This is a genomic window from Flavobacterium sp. ALJ2 (assembly GCF_015594725.1).
Lineage (GTDB): Bacteria > Bacteroidota > Bacteroidia > Flavobacteriales > Flavobacteriaceae > Flavobacterium.
The window spans coordinates 112699-135646 of sequence record NZ_JADNRC010000004.1 but is presented as its reverse complement, the minus strand read 5'-3'; the positions used below and the strand labels follow the sequence as shown (position 1 = coordinate 135646).

Sequence of the window (22948 nt, the reverse complement as noted above, 5' to 3'; positions counted from 1 at the left end):
TTTATAATCCTTCGATTATAAATTGATCTCTATCATTTAGGAAATCAAGTTTTTTTCTTGTTTCGTACATTTTTTCTTTATCTAATTCCACAATAAATACCCCTTCGGTTTCTTGGGGATTAATTAAATATTCTCCAAGGAAATCTACCACTTGCGAGTGACCAATGTGCTCGTATTGATGATAATCCAAACCAATTCTGTTTACTCCTATCGAATAACATACGTTTTCGATAGCACGTGCTTTTAGCAATGTATCCCATGCAATCGTGCGTACTTTTGGCCAATTTGCCACATATAGTAACAAATCGTAGGGTTCTGTATTTCTAGAAAAAACAGGAAACCTAAGATCATAACAAATTAGCGGACAGATTTTCCAGCCTAAATAATCTACAATTAATCTCTGCGTCCCTTTAGTATACACTTTATCCTCTCCTGCAAGAGTAAACAAATGGCGCTTGTCATAATGTTGCAATTTTCCTGAAGGAAAAACAAACAATAATCTGTTATAAAATTTACCATCCTCTTCAATTACCAAACTTCCGGTAATTGCTGTTTTTTTAGCTTTTGCTAATGATATCATCCACAAAACAGTTTCCCCTCGCATAGTTTCAGCTACCAGAGAAGGATTCATGGTAAATCCTGTAGAAAACATTTCAGGAAGTACAACCAAATCAACTACTTCATTAATTTCATTAATTTTTTGCTCGAAATGATTTCGATTTTTCTCAGGATTTTCCCAATGAAGAACAGATTGAATTAGTGCTATTTTCATATTGTAAAAATACTCTTTTTAAAATAAATCACTTCATCGACTTTAACTCAAAATAGTTTCTTTCTTAAAAACTGACCAACCCAACAAACATCAAGCTTTTGGCAATAAAAAAACATTCTAAAAAAAAATATTGCAAAAATATTGCATTATTTATGCAAAAATATTGCGTATTGTAAAAATTAATTATCTATATTTGATTACTAATCAAAATCAAACTACACATTAAACCAATGTAAACCAGTTAACTATGAAAACAAAACTATTATCTCTAACTTTTATTGGAGGAATGATCTTTTCAGGAAATGCTCATGATTTTGCAATAAAAAAGCATTTTATAGAGCAAAGCATCAATCAAATTGAGATTACAGGAAAAGTAATTGGCCAAGATGATGGAATGCCAATTGCCGGAGCATCCATATATGCAAAAAATAATAATAAAATAGCAACAATTACTGATGAAGATGGGAACTTTAAACTAAGCGTACCAGAAAATGAAGATTCTATTATTATCAGTTATATGGGCTATGAAACAGTCGAATCAAAAACAAATGGTACGACTCCATTATTCATAAACTTAAAACCATCTGAAAATGTTTTAGAACAAGTTTTTGTTACTGCATTAGGCGTTAAAAAAGTAAGTAAATCTCTAACCTATGCAGTAACCGAGCTAAAAGGATCTGAGTTTAATAAAGCAAAAGAAGCAAACATCTCTAATGCTTTAGTCGGTAAAATTGCTGGAGTAAATGTTAGCAGTACTGCTACAGGACCAAATGGCTCGACTAGAGTTATAATACGAGGAAATGGCTCGTTAAACGGAAACAACCAACCTATGTATGTTGTAAATGACCTACCTATAGACAACACACAACTTAATTTACCTGGCATAGGGAATGCCCCAGGTTCTCCAAAATTAAATGTTGACCGAGGGGATGGAACTGCTTTAATAAATCCCGACGATATTAAATCTATAACGGTTCTTAAAGGAGGGACCGCTGCGGCTTTATATGGTGCTAATGCTGCCAATGGAGTAATCTTAATTCAAACCAAAAGAGGCTCCGCTCAAAAAGGCATCGGAATAGACTACAGCACATCATTTACTCTAGAGACACCTGCTGTTATCCCAGATTGGCAATATGAATACGGAGCTGGAGATGCTGGTAAAAAACCATTAACCCAAAATGAAGCTATAGCTACTGGCCGCTGGTCTTGGGGAGCTAAAATGGACGGAACTGATGTGATTCAATTTGACGGGGTAAAAAGACCATATAGCCCACAAAAAAATAATATTAAAAATTTCTATAGACCAGGAACCACTTATATAAACTCCATTGCATTATCTGGAGGCTCTGAAAAGGCCAATGGGAGACTCTCGTTCTCCAATATGAATAGTGAAAGTATTGTACCCAACGCTGACTTTAATCGCAAAACAATTAATTTAGCAAGTAATGTAAACTTAACAGATTGGCTAAAATTTGATGTTGTAACACAATACAACCTAGAAAAATCAAACAACAGACCAACATTATCTGATGCTGAAGCAAATCCAAACTGGGGAACCTATTTAATTGCAAATACAGTAGACATCCGAAACTTAGCACCTGGATATGATGAAAACGGAAAAGAAGTAGCTTGGAATCCAGTGCCTGTTGCTACAAATCCACAATTTGTAGTCAATAGAATTAAGAATAATGACACTAAAAATCGCTTTGTGGGAATGGCAAATGTAAAATTAAACTTCACTCCTGATTTATTTTTACAAGGACGTATAGGTCAAGACTACACAAACTATGAGTTCTTCGGATACATACCTAAAACATCTCTAAATACTCCTGATGGTTATGTTCAGGGTTCAAAAATGACATTGTCTAATATTAACTCTGAAGCAATTCTTAATTACACCAAAAAAAATATTTATAAAGGAATTTCACTAAGCTCATTAATAGGGGTTAACTCAAGAACGACACTTAGAGATGAAACAAGAGTGGACGGAACTGGATTTGTCCTAGACGACTTTTACTCTCTAACAAACTTAAAAACGGTGAACTATACCTATCCTTATGGAAAAACAAAAACTAACTCAGTTTACGGTGCAATAGATTTAGATTATAAAAATGTATTCTTTTTAAACTTCACAGGACGCCAGGATTGGTTTTCTACACTATCTAAAGAGAACAACACGGTTTTCTACCCTTCTATTGGATCAAGTTTAATAATTTCGGATATACTAACTATGCCAGATTGGATTTCATTTGCTAAATTACGAGCTTCATGGGCACAAGTGGGCGGAGCAACTCCAGACCCATATGCACTGAATCCATCTTACTCTATGATTCAAGGCGGACATAACGGACAACAGCTCCAAGGGCCAACTAGCTCAAGAGTACCCAGTCCAACATTAAGTCCCCTAACATCGACAACATTCGAATTAGGTAGTGACTTAGGTTTTTTGAACAATCGCATAAATATTGATTTTGCATGGTACAACCGCGCAACTACCAACGACATTGTAGAAACTACGATTTCTAATGCATCTGGCGCAACTTCTTCTTTGTTAAATCTTGGAAAAATGAGAAATGAAGGTGTAGAGCTTTTAATTAATGGAAAAATTATAAGTACCAAAAATTTCTCATGGGATGCTACTTTCAATGGTTCATACAACAAAAACACTGTTGAAGCACTAACTGATCAATTAACCTCCATAACAATGGCTTCTTCTGTAAATAACTATGCTATTATTTCAAGTGATGTTAACAGACCTTATAGCATAATAAAAGGATACAAACCTCTTAAAGACTCCAATGGAAACACGGTTTATAATGTTAGCGGCGGTTCAGCAACTATAGAAAGAGGCCCCCTTGAAGAACTAGGTCAGGGTGTGCATCCTTGGGGAGCAGGAATTAGCAATGAATTTAGATACAAAGCAATAACATTAAGCTTTTTGATAGATGCTAAATTTGGAGGTAGCTTATACTCTGGTACCGACTTATACGGCACACGTATGGGATTAACAAAACTTACTTTGGATGGACGCGAAGATGGTTTACCTATAAAAGGTGTAGACAAAAATGGAGCAACAGTAGATATGGTTATTGCTCCCGAAAACTTAAGAACTTATTACGATGGTCTGAAAAACATAACATCAGAATTTATTTATGATGCCAGTTTTATAAAATTAAGACAAGTAATTATTGGATACCAATTACCTATTAACAAAGTAAAAGGACTATCAGTAATCCAAAGCGCATCTATTTCATTTGTTGCTCGAAATTTATTCATTCTTTATAAAAAAACCCCAAACGTAGATCCTGAATCAGTTTTTAGCGCTGGTAATGCTCAAGGTATAGAACAATTTGGTGTACCGAGAACCAGAAGCTTTGGCTTAAGTTTAAATGTAAAAATATAAAAATCAAAAGGCATGAAAAAAATAACAACCCTATATATTACAGGTATCCTTTTATTAAGTATAGTAGCCTGTACAAAAGATTTTGAGGAAATCAATACAAATCCAAATGCAGTAGACAAAGCTACTCCAAACTTTATATTTAGCAGATCTCAGCTCGACGGCTTGAACAATAATTATTTTTTCACTTCAATTATTGAATGTGGCCAGATGATGCAACATTATTCAACCTACAAAGAAGCATCAGGAGCTGGAGACAAATATCTTGATAACGAAGTCTATTACTCTGCTTTTTTTGCCAGAATATACCCAAATTCAATAAATGAAGTAACAATTGTAATAAACGCATTAAAAGGCGACCCAAACAACAGCAACAAATTAAATATTGCTAGAATCTGGAGAGCTTATTTATTTCACCGAATTACAGATTTATATGGAGATGTACCATATTCTGAAGCAGCAAAAGCAAATTCAGACTTGCTTTTTTTACCTAAATATGATAGCCAGGAATTTATATATAAAGACCTACTGAAAGAATTGGATGAAGCAGCATTAGCATTAGACGATTCCAAACCTAGCTTCGGGGGAGCCGATTTAATATACAACGGCGATATTAACAAATGGAAAAAATTCTCCTATTCATTAATGCTGCGGTTAGGAATGAGATTATCCAAAGTTGACCCTGTACTTTCTAAAACTTGGGTAAACAAAGCAATTGCTGGTGGAGTAATCCTGAATACTGGTGATAATGCAATAATGAAATATACCGATGGACCAAACGATATAAATCGTAATCCATCTGCTTTAGATCCCATAAGTCTTGACTATGCAAAAGCATCTTATGGCAAAAAAAATAATGAAGGCGGAAAACTTAGCAAAACCTTTATTGATGTATTAAAAACAACAAATGACCCAAGGATTAGCGTATATGCTGGTGTTTGGCAAGGCACTGTACAAAACTCAAGTTTAGCAATACAAAAAGGTTTTCCAAATGGACTTAAAATAGCCCCATCACCAATAGAACAAGCTACTTACTCTGAGCCTAACCAAAATACCGTTCTCAAAGTTGACTCTCCTCTTGTTATACTCAGTAATGCCGAAACTAATTTATATCTAGCTGAAGCTGCACTTAGAGGATGGTACACAGGAGAATCAGATCAAAGTTTGTATGAAAAAGCCGTAAAAGCTTCTTTCCTAAATGCTGGAATTTACGGCGTTGCTTACGCTATAACAGATGCAACCCCTTATTTAACTGCTAATCCTTATTTATCAGGAGGTACGTTTGATCAAAAAATGAACCAAATACACACCCAATTCTGGATCGCTTTGTTTGTAGACGAACAAGAAGTTTATGCAAATTGGAGAAGAACTGGCTACCCAATTTTAACCCCCGTAAACTTCCCAGGAAACGTGACAAACGGCACAATACCAAGACGTTTCAAATACCCAACTGCCGAATATTCTGTTAATTCTGCTAACTTAGCAGAGGCAGTTAAACATCAAGGCAGCGATACATTTACAACAAGAATATGGTGGGATAAAAAGTAACAATAAATTAATTAAATGAGCATTTTAATTCTTTCGGCATGCATTATTTTTTTAGTGCTACAAATAACATGGTTCAAAATCAATCCATTTATTGCCTTTATCATAACATCTTTATTGGCAGGTCTCGCTTTAGGCCTGCCTATAACAACATTAACAGGAACAGTTCAAAAAGGACTGGGCGATATGCTCGGATCAATTTCCTTAATCATTATTTTTGGAACCTGTATTGGCAAACTTACCGTTTCATCTGGCGCAGCATCTGTAATTGCAAAAACTGTGATGCAATGGACTGGAGAAAAATATGTTCGGCTGGGTTTAATGATTACTGGGTTTATAGTCGGAATTCCTTTGTTTTACAGTGTAGGTTTTATACTTCTGGTTCCTTTAATTTTTTCAGTAGCCAATCAATTTAAATTACCCAAAGTATACATAGCTATTCCAATGCTTGCATCACTTTCGGTGGCACATGGCTTCTTACCTCCACATCCTTCGCCAATGGGGTTGAGTAATATCTTAAACGCAGATATTGGCCTTGTATTAGTTTATGGGATTATCGTTTCTATTCCTACTATCCTTATTGCGGGCCTACTGTTCTCAAACACACTTAAGAATATTAAATCAGATGATCAGAACACCATAGTCCCAACAGAAGAACCCTTGAATTTAGACACAAAACCTAGTTTTTTCACTAGTATAGCTTCTTCACTTTTTCCTGTTTTTGGTTTAACAATTACTTCATTATTACCATTAATTTGGAAAAATGAAGAAGTAACCTTACTATGCCAAACAATAGGAGAGCCTAGTATCATTATGCTTATTTCATTAATAATTTGTACTTATACATTAGGCTTTCGTACAGGTAAAAACATGAAAACAATCATGGATGAATATGCCGTAGCCATTAAAGACGTTGCCTTAATAATACTTATAATTGGAGGAGCCGGAAGCTTAAAAGAAATAATGATGGTAAGCGGTGTTAGCCATACTATTGTTGATTCACTAATAAAAATAGACATCCATCCTTATTTACTAGCCTGGCTAATTGCTGCATTAATACGAATTTGTGTTGGATCAGCAACAGCTGCTGGCTTGATGACCGCAGCCGTATTATTACCATTATTAAAATTACAAGGACTTGATCCTAATTTATTAGTTCTTTCAATAGGTGCAGGTAGTCTTATGTGTTCACATGTAAACGATCCTGGATTCTGGATGTTCAAAGAATACTTTGGAACTAGCATGAAAGACACAATTAAATCATGGACAATGATGGAATCACTTGTATCTGTCCTTGGAATTATTTTTATATTTATATTAAACACTTTTATACACTAACTTCTATGAATTTATTACCTCAAGAAAAATTTGAAACGCTCAACCTGACGTTACCTCCAGCACCAATGCCTCTTGGAATATACAAACCCTTTTTAGTCGATGGCAAATACTTATACTTATCTGGACACGGCCCCGTAAGAGATGACAAATCATTAATTATAGGACGAATTGGAGACGACATGGATATTGAGAAAGGAAAGCTGGCTGCGAGACAAGTAGGATTAACAATGCTATCTACCATTGTCACTAATTTTGATAGTCTAAACGCAGTAAAAAGAGTTATTAAAGTACTCGGAATGGTAAATTGTACTTCTGATTTTTTACGTCACCCTTATGTAATTAATGGATGTAGCGAATTATTTGCTGAGGTATGGGGACAAGAAAACGGAATCGGAGTAAGAAGCGCCGTAGGAATGGGATCTTTACCTGATAATATTCCTGTAGAAGTAGAAGCAATTTTCGAATTATATTAAAAAAGTTATGTTACGAATTAAAATGATTAACATTAATTTTTTTAATTGAACCATTAAGATATTAAGAAGCTAAGCTTAATTTTCTTAATATCTTAATGGTACAAAAATATTAAATGTTTGATCTGTAATCTGTGGCAAAAAAAAACAATAACTATGAATACAAATACCTCACAAACAAAAATTGCAACATTTGGAGAACTTCTATTACGAATGGGCATAGCCAATGGTAATCGATTTACGCAAGCCAAAGAAATGCAAATTCATATAGGAGGAGCCGAAGCAAATGTTTGTGTACTACTTTCTCAATTAGGCATTAAGACAAATTATATAACACGTTTACCTAACAACGACCTATCTCAACTTGCATTAAATGAACTCCATAAATACAATGTAAATACCACAGATTGTATTTATGGAGGAGATAGAATTGGTTTATATTTTATCGAATCAGGTAATCAGATAAGACAATCGCAGGTAATCTATGACCGTAATAATTCGGCTTTTGCAACTATTGCTGAAGATGAAATTAATTGGGATGAAGTTTTAGAAAATACAACCCATTTTCATTGGTCAGGTATTAGCCCAGGGGTTTCCAATGAAGCTAGCTTAGTCTGCAAAAAAGCAATATTAGCAGCTCATCACAAAGGCATAACAATATCATCTGATTTTAACTTTCGTACCAAACTATGGCAATACGGAAAAAATCCTTCAGAGATTATGCCCGAATTGCTTTACTACAGCACAATTACTATTGCCGATTTAGATTCAACAGAAATATATTTTGGTATTAAAACAGATAAAAATGATTCCGATTCAAATCGGTTTCTAAAAACTTACGAGTTACTAAAAGAGAAAATGCCATACTTAAAAACACTTGCTATGAGCTTCAGAAAATCAGAAGGTCAAACACATTTGTATTCTGGCATGTTATTACATAAGGGAGAACTATACGAATCAAAGCCATATTTAATACATCTGGTAACTGATCAAATTGGATCAGGAGATGCCTTCACTGCAGGACTACTCTATAGCCTTAAGAATGATTTATCGGGACAAGAATGCATCAATTGGGCGACAGCTTGTGGCGTTATAAAACAAAGTATAATAGGCGATTTTGCTATAACTACACCCGAAGAAATAAATCATTTTATCAAAAATGGCTCAAGCAACAGAATTAACAGGTAAAACATAGTTACAAGATGTACAATATTTTAAAAACGCAAGGAGTACTTCCTTTGGTTACACAAATTGGGATTAAAACTGCCGAGATAATACTAAAATCCGCTTCGGATTCGGGAATTAAAATCATCGAATTTGCTGCACGTTCTCCAGATGCAAAAGAAGTTTTTGCTCAAATGGTAAATTTTAGAAACACAAATAATTTAAATATTAAGTTAGCTGTAGGATCAGTTTTAACGCTAAACGATGCCGAAGGGTATCATAAACTAGGCGCCGATTGCATTATATGCCCACATACCGATCCAGAAATAGGCAACTATTGCTTTAAAAATAATTTATACTGGATTCCTGGCGCTGCTACATTAAACGAAATCATTTATGCTAACAAATTAGGTGCAGAAATAGTAAAACTTTTTCCTGCCGATATGATAGGGGGACCAAATTATATAAAGGCAATAAAAGCACCTTTCCCTAATTTAAAGCTAATGCCTAGCGGAGGTGTAACATTAGAAGAAAACAATTTAAAATCCTGGTTTAAAACAGGGGCAGTCTGTGTAGGCATTGGGTCTCATCTTTTTTCAAAAGAAATTTTATTACAATTGGATTATAATAAATCCTATGAAATTTTTAAAAACTTAATCACAGTAGTTGAAAAATCTAAAAAATAAAGACATGGAAAGTAATTGGTGGGAAATAAATCCAGAAACACGTATTGACACTCCCTTTTTAGCACTTTATATCGACCGAATTCAATATAACATTGAACATTTAATCGAATCAGTAAAAGGTGATATTCAAAAAATAAGACCACATATAAAAACCCATAAATTAGGAGAAATTCTCGATCTGTATAAAACATACCAGATAAACAAGGTTAAATGTGCGACTATTGCTGAGGCAGAACTATGTGCAATCCATAATATTTCTGACATATTATTAGCCTACCAACCTACCAGATTAAAGCAACAACGATGGATTACTTTATTGCAAAAATATCCAAATCTTGTTTTCTCAACCATCGTTGATAATTTAGACACAGCAAACGAATTATCTCAATTGGGTATAAAAAATAATATAACATTAAACATTTATCTTGATATAAACGCCGGAATGGATCGAACGGGGATAAACTATAAAAGCGATTGGGAACATTTAATTTATAAAATAATCAATTTATCCAATATAAACCTTTTAGGAATACATATCTACGACGGTCATTTAAAAGGTACAAATGAGCAACGAACTAAAGAAGCCTCAGATACGTTTACCCAAATAAACGATAAACTTTCTAGGCTAGAGCAAAAACTAGATTATAAACTAAATATTGTTGCTGGAGGATCTAATACATTCCCATTTTATAGTAGTCAAAAAAATGTAGAATGCAGTCCAGGCACATTTATATTCTGGGATATTAATTATCAAACTAATTTACCTGAACAAAATTTCAAGCCTGCTGCCGTTTTAGTCGGAACAGTTATTTCTAAACCCACGACAAGCACTTTATGCATCGATATTGGATACAAATCTGTAGCGTCCGAAAATCCATTAGACAAACGTCTGACTATTTTAAACGATGACAAATTAATTCCAATATCACACTCGGAAGAACACCTAGTATTAGAAAATACAGGAAACAAACAATACAATATAGGAGATTCCATTTATGCTATTCCCTATCATATTTGCCCAACTTGCGCTCTATACGAAACAGTTCAAGTCATAAACTCTCAACAAGACATTTACGCACAATGGAATGTTCTTGCACGCAATAAAAAAATAAGTATTTAAAAATAAAACACTGCTACGCTATGTTCATATTTGATGCACACCTAGACCTAAGCATGAATGCTATGGAATGGAACAGAGATTTAAGAAATGATGTAACGACCTTACGTCATTTAGAAAAAGGAATGAATGACAAACCCGACAGAGAAAAAGCTACTGTATCGTTTCCAGATTTAAGAAAAGGAAACATTGGTATTGTAGTAGCAACTCAAATAGCACGTTTTGTAAAACCAGAAAGTACAATTCCAGGTTGGAACTCACCACAACAAGCTTGGGCGCAAACGCAAGCACAAGTTGCATGGTACAAATGCATGGAAGAAGAAGGTGAAATGGTTGCAATAACCGATAAAAAATCCCTTCAAAAACAAATTGAATTATGGAATGATGGCACTCCAAATGATAAAAAACCTATTGGATACATCTTAAGTTTGGAAGGTGCAGATTCAATTATTGACATATCGTATGTCGAAAAAGCATACAACTACGGACTAAGAGCTATCGGACCAGCACATTATGGCCCAGGTCGTTATGCCAACGGAACAGATTCAACTGGAAAAATGGGAACAAAAGGAATCGAACTACTTAAAGAAATGGAACGCTTAAACATTATCTTGGATGCAACTCATTTATGCGATGATGCATTTTGGCAAGCATTAGAAAATTTTAACGGTCCAATTTGGGCAAGTCATAACAACTGCCGAAGTTTAGTAAATCATAACAGACAATATAGCGATGATCAAATTAAAGAACTTATCAATAGGGGATCAATAATAGGAGGTGCCTTAGATGCCTGGATGTTAGTTTCCAATTGGCAAAGAGGCATTTCTACCCCAATTGATATGCAATGTAACTTAGAAACTGTTTTTAAGCATATGGATCATATATGTCAATTAGCAGGAAATGCAAATCATATAGGCATCGGTTCAGATTTAGATGGAGCATTTGGAACAGAACAAACACCATATGATTTAGACACCATAGCCGATTTACAAAAATTAGTTTTCATCTTTAGGAGCCATGGTTACTCTGAAGAAGATTTGAAAAAAATCTTCCACCAAAACTGGATAAACTTCCTAATGAAAAATTGGCATTAAACAAATGTCAAACTTGGAACTGCCTGCTTATACGATTGAAGTTTTTCATGATCTGGATCAACTTCAGTAATTACAAAATCGACTTCGGATAAGCTGGCAATTTTCATCTTAAGCACAGTGTCCAATTTTTCGGATATAGTAAGTATAGCTGTTTTTCGAGCAGATTGAATCATTGCCTTCTTTACCTGAACCGTGTCCCAATCTGAATCTGAAAAGCCACCCTCAATATCTAGCGCATTTGTTCCTAAAATTAATAAGTCAACTTTAATGCTTGATAACTGATGATAAACATCTCCACTGACACACATTTGACTATAAGGAGAGATGCTTCCTCCTATCATTATAGCTTTTACATTGGGTTTATCCAGAAGTTCAACTGCAGACAGAACAGTAACAGTGAAAATTGTAAGATTTAAATCATTTGGAATCAACCGAATAAATTCCCTAATGGTAGTTCCTCCTCCAAGTAATAAAACCATTCCGTCATGAAGCAACCCAACTGTTTTTTTTCCAATTATTTGTTTAGCCTCACCCGCATAAGTTTGGGTTACAGAAGAGTGATGATAAGCCTTTGTCATAGCGCCACCCTTTACCTTTATCAACAATGACTCCGATTCAAGTTCATTTATATCTCTTCGTATAGTATCTTCTGAAACAAACAACTGGTTTGAAAGAGTGTCAAAACTCACTCGAGTATGCAAATTAATCTCTTTTAAAATATGAGCTTTTCTTTCTTCCTTGGTGTAATTCACCAATTCATTATCATTCATAAGATTTTTTTTATTAGAACAAAAATAAGCAAATAATGCAATAATATTGCTAACTAAAATAAAAATAGAGCCAAAAAATAACACAATTCTATCATTCACAATATATTAAACACAAAAATACATATGCAATTTTTTTGCAAAAAAAACCAACTCATACTATTATAAACTTTAAATTTGTTTTTAACCAATCAAAACCTAAACATGAAAAAAAACCTTTTATTTATTTTAATACTATGTTATTCTTTAGGAAATGCCCAAGAGACTTTAAACAATACTGCTATAATCCCTGCACCAAATTTCTACCAAGAAACTGGTGACAGTATCATTATAAAAGGCCAAGTAAAAATTGTTTTCAAAGACAACAAATACACTCCTAAAGAATTTAAAACAGCTCAAATTTTTGAATCTGTTATAAATAAAAATACGCCAAAAAAGAAAGCCGATATTCTAATTCAATTTGCAACCGAACCAGCTTCAGAGAAAACAAACAAAGAAGCCTATAAAATAAACATTACTCCCAAAGGGATCTTTGTTACGGGCCAAGAACAAGGTTTATTTTATGCAGTACAAAGTTTACTTCAACTTCTACCAAATAATTTAACTGTTGATGCTCAAATAAAACTACCAACAGTTGAAATTATAGATCAACCTCGATATCAATATAGAGGCTTGCATCTAGATGTTTCCCGTCACTTTTTTTCGACAACAGTTATTAAGGATTTAATCGCCCAAATGTCATATTACAAACTAAATAATTTTCATTGGCATTTAACAGATGATCAAGGCTGGAGAATAGAAATAAAAAAATACCCGAAACTAACTGAAATTGGATCTAAAAGAGCACAAACGCTTGTAGGGAACAAATTCGAAAGATTTCCGAGATTTTTTGATAATACTCCCTACGGAGGTTATTATACACAAGAAGAAATTAAAGATGTCGTAAAATTTGCCGAAGCACATTTTGTAAACGTTATTCCCGAAATCGAAATGCCTGGACATGCATCAGCAGCAGTGGCCGCTTATCCAAATTTAGCTTGTTTTCCTTCATCAGACTTAAAAGTAATTGAATCTTGGGGTGTATTTGAAGATGTATTTTGCGCAGGCAAAGAAGAAACTTTTGTTTTCCTTGAAGATGTTTTAAAAGAAGTAATAGCCCTTTTCCCAAGTGAATATATCCATATTGGTGGAGATGAATGCCCAAAATCACGATGGGAAAAATGTCCTAATTGCCAAAAGAGAATAAAAGAACTAGGCTTAAAAAACGAGCATGAACTACAGAGTTATTTTATAAAACGCATAGAGAGATACCTTAACACAAATGGAAGACAAATTTTTGGATGGGATGAAATTCTTGAAGGCGGACTTGCCCCTAATGCTACAGTAATGTCATGGCGAGGAGAGTCTGGCGGAATTGCAGCTGCTAAAGAAAAACACAAAGTAATTATGACCCCTGAAGATTATGTTTATTTCGATCATAATCAAGGCTATTCTTTGCAAGAACCACTATCAGTTGGGCGTTTAACCACTGTTCACGAAGTATATAACTACAACCCAACTCCAGTAGATAGTTTAACCACTGAACAACAAAAATACATCTATGGAGTTCAGGCTAATATTTGGTCCGAATATATAACAAGCCCTGCAAAGCTCAATTATATGCTTTACCCTCGATTGTTTCCGTTTGCAGAAATTGCCTGGACAGAAACAAAGAATAAAAATTACCCTAATTTAATGCTAAAAAGATTTCCACATCATATAGAAAAATTAGAATCCCAAAAAAGACTCTACAAAGTCCCTACTCCATTTGGAATTCAAGATACCGCAGTTATAGCTTCCAAATATATACTGGAGATGCAACCTACAATTAAAAATGGACAAATTTTCTATACCATCGACGGTTATAATCCAGATGAAACTGCCAGCAATTACAAAAAACCAGTTACTATTTACATCCCGAAAGGAGAATTTAGAAATATAAAAGTAGTTCAGATAAGCCCAAGTGGCAGACGAAGTTCTATAACCACCATTTCCGTTAAAAATTCTGAAATTCAACCAGCTTTAGCTATTAAGCCAACAAAAAATGGCTTAAAATATTCTTATACAAATAAACTCGTACAACAAACACTAGAACTAGACACTATAAAATTTACTAAGTCTGGAATACATGAAGGCGTAATAGAAATGAAGAAATACAAATCAAAAGAGAACCTATATATGGGCTTAAAGTTTGAAGGATATATCTACATTCCCGAAACAGCACAATATGAGTTTTCTACTATTGTAGATGATGGAGCCAAATTATTTATCGACAACCAACTTATTGTTGATAATGACGGAAGACATTGGATTAATGAAGCCTTCGGAGCAGCAAAACTCGAAAAAGGATTTCATAAAATAAACATCAGCTATTTTGATGCAGCAGGGAGCTCAACTTTACAGTGCTTTATCCGTCAAGAAGGCAAAGAAAAACAAGAAATAAGTGCTTCGCAATTGTATTGCGAATAGACAAAAACAAAAAACGCATTCGCTGTTGCGAATGCGTTTTTTTTATAAAAATAAATTGAATTTTATTTCAGATTATCCTTTTAAACTTGCAGATAAATACTCACGGTTCATACGTGCTATATTTTCAAGAGAAATTCCTTTAGGGCATTCTACTTCACAAGCTCCTGTATTAGTACAGTTACCAAAACCTTCTGTATCCATCTGATGAACCATGTTTAAAACACGATCCGTAGCCTCGATACGTCCTTGTGGTAATAAAGCATATTGAGATACTTTTGCAGCAACGAATAACATTGCCGATGAGTTTTTACAAGTTGCAACACAAGCTCCGCAACCAATACAAGCAGCAGCATCAAAAGATTTATCTGCATCGTGTTTGTTTATCGGAATTGTATTTGCATCGATTGTATTCCCTGAAGTATTTACCGAGACAAAACCTCCTGCATGTTGAATTCTCTCAAAAGAACTTCTGTCAACAACTAAATCCTTAATTACAGGGAAAGCTTTTGCTCTAAATGGTTCGATAAAAATCGTATCACCATCTTTAAACATACGCATGTGTAACTGACAAGTTGTTACTCCTCTGTCTGGTCCATGCGCTTCACCGTTAATAAATAATGAACACATTCCGCAAATTCCTTCGCGACAATCATGATCAAATGCAACTGGTTCTTCTCCTTTATTTATTAATTGCTCGTTAAGAACATCTAGCATTTCAAGGAAAGACATATCTGGTTCAATACCGTCGATTGGGTAATCTACGATTGCTCCTTTATCTTCAGCGTTTTTCTGACGCCATATTTTTAATGTAAGTTTCATACTTTTTTAGTTTGAAAGTCATAAAGTCGAAAGTCGAAAGTCAATTAACATTCAGTCAGTTAACTTTGAAACTTTTGTCTTTTAACTAATTGCTATTTATAACTACGAGTTACCAATTTAATATTATCGAAAACTAATTCTTCTTTATGCAATACTGCATCGCTAGGTTTTCCTTTGTACTCCCAAGCTGCTACATAAGCAAAGTTTTCATCATCACGTTGTGCTTCTCCATCTGCAGATTGATATTCTTCACGGAAGTGACCTCCACAAGATTCATTTCTGTGTAAAGCATCTTTCGCAAACAATTCACCTAGCTCTAAGAAATCGGCAACACGAGTCGCTTTCTCTAATTCTTGATTAAACTCATTCGCTTTTCCTGGTACTTTTACATCTCTGTAAAATTCTTCACGTAAAGCTGCAATTTCTACAATAGCTTCATTTAATCCTTTAGCGTTACGAGCCATACCAACTTTATCCCACATAATTTTTCCCAATTTCTTATGGAAATGGTCAACAGAATGTGTACCGTTATTATTAAGGAATTTTTCGATTTGGTCTGTTACATTTTTCTCTGCTTCAACGAATTCAGGTAAATCTGTAGAAATAGGTCCCATCTTAATATCTGGTGACAAATAATCTCCGATAGTATATGGTAATACAAAATACCCATCGGCTAAACCTTGCATTAATGCAGAAGCTCCTAATCTGTTTGCTCCGTGATCAGAGAAGTTAGACTCTCCGATAGAGAAACATCCAGGGATTGTAGTCATTAAATTATAATCAACCCAAGTTCCTCCCATTGTATAGTGAACCGCAGGATAAATCATCATTGGTGTTACGTATGGATTTTCATCAACGATTTTTAAATACATTTGGAATAAGTTTCCGTATTTATTTTCAACTACCTCAGTTCCTAACTTAATAACTAGGTTCTTATCATTAGCATCTAAACCTTTAACATACGCTTGTTCTTTACCATAACGCTGTATTGCTGCAGCAAAATCAAGGTAAACTGCCTCACCTGTTTTATTTACTCCAAAACCAGCATCACAACGCTCTTTTGCAGCGCGCGAAGCAACGTCACGAGGAACTAAATTTCCAAATGAAGGATATCTTCTTTCTAAATAATAATCTCTTTCTTCTTCAGATAAATCTGTTGGTTTTTTCTTTCCTTCACGGATAGCTTTTGCATCTTCTAATTTTGCAGGCACCCAAATACGACCATCATTACGTAAAGATTCAGACATCAAAGTCAATTTTGACTGGTGATCTCCAGAAACTGGAATACATGTTGGGTGAATTTGTGTGTAACAAGGATTTGCGAAAAACGCTCCTTTTTTGTGAATTTTCCAAGCTGCAGTAGCATTACTTCCCATCGCATTTGTCGATAAGAAAAATACATTTCCGTAACCACCTGAACCAATAACAACAGCATGAGCTGAGTGTCTTTCGATTTCTCCTGTAATTAAGTTACGAGCAATAATACCTCTTGCTTTTCCGTCAACAATAACTAAATCTAGCATTTCGTGACGGTTGTACATTTTGATTTTTCCACGACCGATTTGGCGGTTCATTGCAGAATATGCTCCTAATAATAATTGTTGTCCGGTTTGTCCTTTTGCATAAAAAGTTCTAGAAACCAAAGTTCCTCCAAAAGAACGATTATCCAATAAACCACCGTATTCACGAGCCAAAGGAACTCCTTGAGCCACACATTGGTCGATAATATTAGCCGAAACTTCGGCAAGACGATGAACGTTTGCTTCACGCGCACGGTAGTCACCCCCTTTTACAGTATCATAAAACAAACGGAAAACTGAATCCCCATCACCTTGATAGTTTTTTGCTGCATTAATTCCCCCTTGTGCTGCAATTGAGTGCGCACGACGTGGTGAATCCTGAAAACAAAATGCTTTTACGTTATACCCTAATTCAGCAAGAGTCGCTGCTGCAGAACCTCCAGCCAAACCAGTCCCAACAACAATAATATCTAAATTACGTTTGTTAGCAGGGTTTACTAAATTAATATGATCTTTATAATCTGTCCATTTGTCCGATATTGGGCCGTGTGGAATTTTTGAATCTAATGCCATTATAATTTATATTAATTATTGAAATGATGAAATAATGCGATTATCACGAAAAGTGCTGGTACTACTACCGCAAATCCATAACCGAATCTACTTAAAGATCTAGAGTACTTGTTGTTCATTCCCATAGATTGAAGAGAAGAACTGAATCCGTGCCATAAGTGGAATCCTAATAACACAAAAGAAATACAATATAATCCTGTACGGATTGGGTCATGAAACTTATGAACCAATTCTCCGTAATATCTTGTAGCGTCAGGTGCAGTACCTGCTACATATTTATATGCAACCTCTGGAATCCAAAAATCATAAAAATGTAATCCTAAAAATGCCAAAATAACCAATCCAGAAATAATCATATTTCTAGAAGTCCAAGAAGCATTTGCAGCTCCATTGTATTTTGCATAAGCAATTGGTCTTGCAGCGCTATTTTGAAGAGTCAAGATAAATCCCATTACAAAATGGAAAATTACTCCAATTGCCAAAACTGGCTGCATTACATATTGAATCAGCGGATTATACCCCATAAAGTGAGAAGCCTGATTAAAAACATCTTCACTGATTATAGAAATAAAATTTAAAGAAACATGCAGCGCTAAAAACGTGATTAAGAATATTCCCGAAAGAGCCATAGCCACTTTCTTTAAGATGGAAGCATTCAATAGTGCAGATTGTGCCATAAGTGTTTAATAGTTTGTTTTAAAAAATTATACAAAAATAACTTAAATACTAATGAACTACAACCATTTCGTTGTTATTTATAATGATTTTAAAGAATTTTCGCAGATTTCTTTGCAATTAATTTAAAAAGAACAAAATAAGTTTGAAAAGAATTTTGACATATATAATTCTTGCTTTTTATGTAATTAGCAAATTGCTATTTTTTTTAGTCTTTTAATTTATTTTCCTCAAAAGCACCCTAAAACCGAATTTTATCTATTTAAAACAACCGAAGTCTGAAAGCTAAATTTTACCTTTATCGCCTCAAAAAAACCAGAATGAAAACAGGAATTGACGCTATCTCTTTTGATGTAGCCAACATACATTTGCCCATAAAAACTTTGGCCACAGCCAGAAATATTGAACCCGAAAAACTAGAAAAAGGCTTGGGTTTAATCAAAATGACCCTCCCAGACACTTACCAAGATACTGTAGTTTTTGGCGCAAATGCACTAACAAAACTAATTACTGAGAACCAAATAAACCTAAATGAAATAAGCCGAATTTATGTCGGAACCGAAAGTGCAATAGACAATTCAAAACCTATAAGCTCTTTTTTAATCGCACTAATGGAACAAAAATTTGGTGAAGATACTTTATCAGAATGTGATGTTGTCGATTTTACTTTTGCCTGTATCGGAGGTGTTGATGCTTTACAAAACTGCGTTGACTACGTTAAACTAAATCCAACAAAAAAAGCAATTGTCGTTACGACCGATTTTGCTAAATACGATTTAAATTCAACTGGAGAATATACTCAAGGGGCTGGAGCACTAGCAATGTTAGTAACTTCAAACCCTAGAATTATTGCTTTCGATGAAAATTGGGCAACAAGTACAAAAGGTGTTTTTGACTTTTTCAAACCATACAGAAGCCTCTCAAAAGAAACAATTACACAAAACAAAAACAACGAATCTTGGTTTGATAATTTAGAAACTGAGATTGAGATTCATAAAGATCAACCCGTTTTTGACGGACAATACTCTAATCAGTGTTATATGGATCGTACTCGCAACGCATACTTTTCATTCAAGAAACTAAAGAATACTAACGAAACGTTGTACAAGAACTGGAATAGCATCATTATGCACCTTCCTTACTCTTTTCAAGGACGTAGAATGTTATCCGAGATTTATGCTTTAGACAGCGAATCCAAAATTATTTCAGGAGAGGAATCGACATCAGAATACCAAAACAAACTAAAGGAAATAAGTAAATCCGAAGAATACAAAACATTTGTAAACGATAAATTGCAACCAGCCGAACTAGCTTCCTCTTTAATTGGAAACCTTTATACAGGCTCTATTTTTATGGGATTATTATCTACTTTGGCTCATTTTTATGATACTAAAAAAGAAATATCAGGAACCACATTCGGGTTTCTTGCTTATGGAAGCGGTTCTAAATCAAAAGTTTTCGAAGGAACAATTCAACCCGAATGGCAATCGGCTATAAGCCAAATTAAACTCTTTGAAAACCTAACCAAAAGTGTAGAAATCGATTTTGACACTTACGAAAGACTTCACAAAAAAGAACAAAAACAAAGCATCAGAACCCCTAAAAACGAATGGATTTTAGACCGAATTGAAAAAGAAATTCCTGTTTTAATCGGCGCACGTTACTACAAATGGATTGATTAAATTATTTAAAAACCGAAGTCTTTTAAGCTTCGGTTTTTTTATTCTAGAATTCTTATTCACTTATATCGTAGTGTTTTTTTATTTCCGTCAAAATATCATAAACTACAGTATCATTCCCTTCATGATATCTTCTAGCCCAAAAACTATAAACAATTATCGTTGCAGCCTCATCACTGTTTCCTCCGATTGCATAGGCTTTTTTCTTCATTAAGGCTAAGGTACTATTGGAAACATAAGGTACAATCTTACGATAGTAATCGATTGGAGACTCTCTTTTTGACCTAGAAATCATTGCGTTATAAATCTTATCCATTACTTTGGAGGCGTCATCAGTACTAGAAATATCATCTCTGCTAACGATCAAAACATCTACAAGCTGTTTTAAATTAGATTCAACGTAAATTTTCTTAGACAACAAAGAATAAATAATAGGGCTGTAACTTTTAAATGATTTTGCAAGAGCCTCATCATCATCTCTTAATACTTTACCCAGATGTTTTATTTCTGAATATTCAGCAATCTGGGATTCCGTGTCGATTACATTTTTTATACTGATAGAATATTCTCCTTTTTTTAAATTTAAGAAATCTGCCAAAAAATACTGGATTAGATTTCGCATTTTAGTATCAGTATAACTTCCATCAAAATATCCCTTAAAAAATCCTGTTGATTTTACACCAGTTGGTTTCATTTTTTTAAAACCGTAATAATCATCCTCTTCCTCATCAGATAATTCCTCATCTGTGATATCTTCGTCCTGCCCAAATGTAGTTGTACTATCAACAACAGTAGTGTCTATAACTGCATAAGCACTATCCTGGGACACTTCGGTTTCATCTACTTCTAGAACAAAAGGAATAGCTTCAATTATTTCACTTGAAGAATACTGCGGTGAAACTAACTGATTCAATCCAAAAAATAAAGAACCTCCAAAAATAAGAGCCGAAAGAAGTATCATTAAACCACCAAGAAGTCCGTTTACTTCATTAACCGAATCTTTTATCCTTAAAAAGAGTCCTACAACTAAGCTTGCAACAAACAGAATTCCAAAAAAAACAGAAAATCGTATTCCGAAACCAGAATAGCCTTTTATACCTATTCCAAAATTCAGTATCACACAAATAATAGAAAACAAAAATACTATCACACCAAAAACCAAGTTCGTAAAAAAAGAAATGCGCCAGAATTTATCTTCACTACTGTTTTCTAAATCTACAACCTCTAAATCAGACTGGATAACAGAAACTATCAAACGCTGGATGAAGATTGAAATCCCTAATGTCATCAAAAAAAAGAAACCTATTAACAGTAAAATCAATTTTGGAATAACAGCAAAAGCAATACCATACTCTACAGTATAAAGAACAAAACCAAACACAGCTAATACAAAAAACTGAACGGTTAAAATTATTTTATAGGATTTTATCATTTTAAAATTTAAATATAATGTTCTTGTATTTCTCTCAAAACCATATAAACCTTATCTATATTACCTTCCTTACTTCTTCTTGCCCAAAAACTGTAAAACCACACAATATCTGAATTGGACTTATAAAAACCTTCATTTTTACTAAGCTTTTTTATTGCATAAGGAGAACAAACCTTTTTAATTTCCGGAAGAAATTTTCCAATATTGTTTTCATCAGAATCTATATTGTTTTGCATAATCTCATAAATTTTATTTAGTTTTCCAGCATCTTCACCTACATCATGATACGTAAACAGCAACGCATCAACAACGTGATCAAATTGATTACTGCGATATGTTTCTTTCGAAACGGTACTAAAAAGAATCCACTTATAACTTTCAAGCCCATCATAAAGCTGTACGGGACGGTTTCTTAGACGCGAAATAAGATTAAGCACACGATAATCATTGTCATATGTCTGTCCTGCAAGAACACTATACACATACATCCTAAGTCCTACCAAATCAGCTGACGTGCCGATTTTTTTTACAAAAAAATCATCCCTCATTGCGTTCCATGAATCAACAACTGTTGACTTATCCAACACCAGAGACTGTAGTTTTTTTACTTCTTCACTTGGTCCATATTCACTTTCTTGGTTTTCTTCACTTTCTTCAGAGTTACTTTCTTCTCCTTCTTCACTCTCCTCATAATTAACATATCCATCATAATCTCCAACCTCTTCTTCGCTTTCACTCGGCATTATTTTTTCGCTTTTGGCCATTTTATAGCTTTCAGATGCATCATTGAATTTCTTCATAAAAAGAACGTCGCCGAAAATTGAAATACCTATAATAAAAAAGCTGAAAATTAAAATAATCACAGCGAGCATTTTGTTTGTTTTCCAATTAATTCCAGTTGCTAAAAAGAACGAAGCCACTACCACACTTATCAAAACAACAAGCGAAGCTCTTAAGACTATTGAACTATAAAAAAGTACTGGCTGATCTATAACAATGGAATCTTCGCGAAAAATTACTGCAGAAAAAATGGCAATAACGCATACGAAAAAAACATTGCAATAAAATGCAAATTTCCAGAAATTTTGTTTGCGTTTTACCTTCACTCCTTCCGCCTCATCTTGTCTATCATTTTCTTGTTTTAAAAACAAACTCAAAAGCGAAAGAACCAAACCAATACCAAAAATCAGCAAAGGAACTGCAAAGCCATAATTAAATTCATAAGGATGAAGACCTTTAATTTTAAGTGTTTTTTGCTCTCTAAAGTTTGATAAAATCAAAATGCCAAGAAATAAAATAGGAATAAATTGAAGTATTAATACATTTTTAAAAAACTTGGTTTTTTTATTCATAAAATAATTTAAATATTTCACAGGAATTTCCTCATCT

17 protein-coding genes are annotated in these 22948 nt (G+C 34.1%); 10 read left to right on the top strand and 7 right to left on the bottom strand.

The annotated features are described in order from the left end of the window. Position 1 precedes the first annotated feature (1 nt). Entirely contained in the window at positions 2-772 is a 771-nt protein-coding gene (locus IUY40_RS06110; protein WP_195735979.1) for a nitrilase family protein, read from the bottom strand. Positions 773-1019: 247 nt separating this feature from the next. Here IUY40_RS06110 and IUY40_RS06105 point away from each other — a divergent pair, with 247 nt between their 5' ends. The 8 genes from IUY40_RS06105 (at position 1020) to IUY40_RS06070 (ending at position 11586) form a co-directional block, all read left to right on the top strand. Further along, a complete protein-coding gene (locus tag IUY40_RS06105; protein WP_195735978.1) occupies positions 1020-4175 on the top strand; it encodes a SusC/RagA family TonB-linked outer membrane protein in 3156 nt (1051 codons plus the stop codon). A gap of 12 nt (positions 4176-4187) precedes the next feature. Then, positions 4188-5720, top strand: coding sequence for a SusD/RagB family nutrient-binding outer membrane lipoprotein (locus tag IUY40_RS06100; protein ID WP_195735977.1), 1533 nt, complete (start codon positions 4188-4190; stop codon positions 5718-5720). A gap of 15 nt (positions 5721-5735) precedes the next feature. After that, positions 5736-7055 (top strand): gluconate:H+ symporter, encoded by a 1320-nt coding sequence (locus IUY40_RS06095; RefSeq protein ID WP_195735976.1) that lies wholly within the window; start codon positions 5736-5738, stop codon positions 7053-7055. 5 nt (positions 7056-7060) lie between these two features. Next, complete coding sequence (locus IUY40_RS06090) at positions 7061-7528, top strand: RidA family protein (protein ID WP_195735975.1); 468 nt, start codon at positions 7061-7063, stop codon at positions 7526-7528. Positions 7529-7681: 153 nt separating this feature from the next. Next, on the top strand, positions 7682-8713 hold the full coding sequence (locus IUY40_RS06085) for a sugar kinase (protein WP_195735974.1): 1032 nt from the start codon (positions 7682-7684) through the stop codon (positions 8711-8713). 14 nt (positions 8714-8727) lie between these two features. Next, positions 8728-9375: an aldolase gene (locus IUY40_RS06080; protein WP_195735973.1), complete on the top strand. Its 648-nt coding sequence runs from the start codon at positions 8728-8730 to the stop codon at positions 9373-9375. Between the two features lie 4 nt (positions 9376-9379). Continuing rightward, positions 9380-10495, top strand: a complete 1116-nt coding sequence (locus IUY40_RS06075; RefSeq protein WP_195735972.1) for a D-TA family PLP-dependent enzyme — start codon at positions 9380-9382, stop codon at positions 10493-10495. Between the two features lie 20 nt (positions 10496-10515). After that, positions 10516-11586, top strand: coding sequence for a membrane dipeptidase (locus IUY40_RS06070; protein WP_195735971.1), 1071 nt, complete (start codon positions 10516-10518; stop codon positions 11584-11586). Here the strand turns inward: IUY40_RS06070 and IUY40_RS06065 are convergent. Next, entirely contained in the window at positions 11583-12356 is a 774-nt protein-coding gene (locus IUY40_RS06065; RefSeq protein ID WP_195735970.1) for a DeoR/GlpR family DNA-binding transcription regulator, read from the bottom strand. The genes IUY40_RS06070 and IUY40_RS06065 overlap by 4 nt on opposite strands. Before the next feature lie 201 nt (positions 12357-12557). Between IUY40_RS06065 and IUY40_RS06060 the strand changes: the two genes are divergently transcribed. Then, entirely contained in the window at positions 12558-14861 is a 2304-nt protein-coding gene (locus IUY40_RS06060) for a family 20 glycosylhydrolase (RefSeq protein WP_195735969.1), read from the top strand. A gap of 72 nt (positions 14862-14933) precedes the next feature. Here IUY40_RS06060 and IUY40_RS06055 read toward each other — a convergent pair whose 3' ends face one another. The 3 genes from IUY40_RS06055 to IUY40_RS06045 form a co-directional block, all read right to left on the bottom strand. Then, positions 14934-15680 carry a succinate dehydrogenase/fumarate reductase iron-sulfur subunit gene (locus tag IUY40_RS06055; RefSeq protein WP_195735968.1) on the bottom strand — a complete coding sequence of 249 codons (747 nt, stop codon included), beginning with the start codon at positions 15678-15680 and terminating at the stop codon, positions 14934-14936. A 92-nt stretch (positions 15681-15772) separates the two neighbouring features. Then, positions 15773-17773: a fumarate reductase/succinate dehydrogenase flavoprotein subunit gene (locus tag IUY40_RS06050; RefSeq protein WP_195735967.1), complete on the bottom strand. Its 2001-nt coding sequence runs from the start codon at positions 17771-17773 to the stop codon at positions 15773-15775. 11 nt (positions 17774-17784) lie between these two features. Then, positions 17785-18450 carry a succinate dehydrogenase cytochrome b subunit gene (locus tag IUY40_RS06045; RefSeq protein ID WP_195735966.1) on the bottom strand — a complete coding sequence of 222 codons (666 nt, stop codon included), beginning with the start codon at positions 18448-18450 and terminating at the stop codon, positions 17785-17787. Between the two features lie 318 nt (positions 18451-18768). On the opposite strand from IUY40_RS06045, the gene IUY40_RS06040 reads away from it, so the two are divergent. Continuing rightward, the gene (locus IUY40_RS06040) at positions 18769-20130 is read left to right on the top strand and encodes a hydroxymethylglutaryl-CoA synthase (RefSeq protein ID WP_195735965.1); all 1362 of its coding nucleotides are present in this window, start codon (positions 18769-18771) and stop codon (positions 20128-20130) included. Between the two features lie 52 nt (positions 20131-20182). Here IUY40_RS06040 and IUY40_RS06035 read toward each other — a convergent pair whose 3' ends face one another. Both IUY40_RS06035 and IUY40_RS06030 read right to left on the bottom strand, forming a co-directional pair. Then, a complete protein-coding gene (locus IUY40_RS06035) occupies positions 20183-21559 on the bottom strand; it encodes a hypothetical protein (RefSeq protein WP_195735964.1) in 1377 nt (458 codons plus the stop codon). A gap of 8 nt (positions 21560-21567) precedes the next feature. Further along, positions 21568-22911: a hypothetical protein gene (locus IUY40_RS06030; protein ID WP_195735963.1), complete on the bottom strand. Its 1344-nt coding sequence runs from the start codon at positions 22909-22911 to the stop codon at positions 21568-21570. Between the last annotated feature and the right edge of the window lie 37 nt (positions 22912-22948).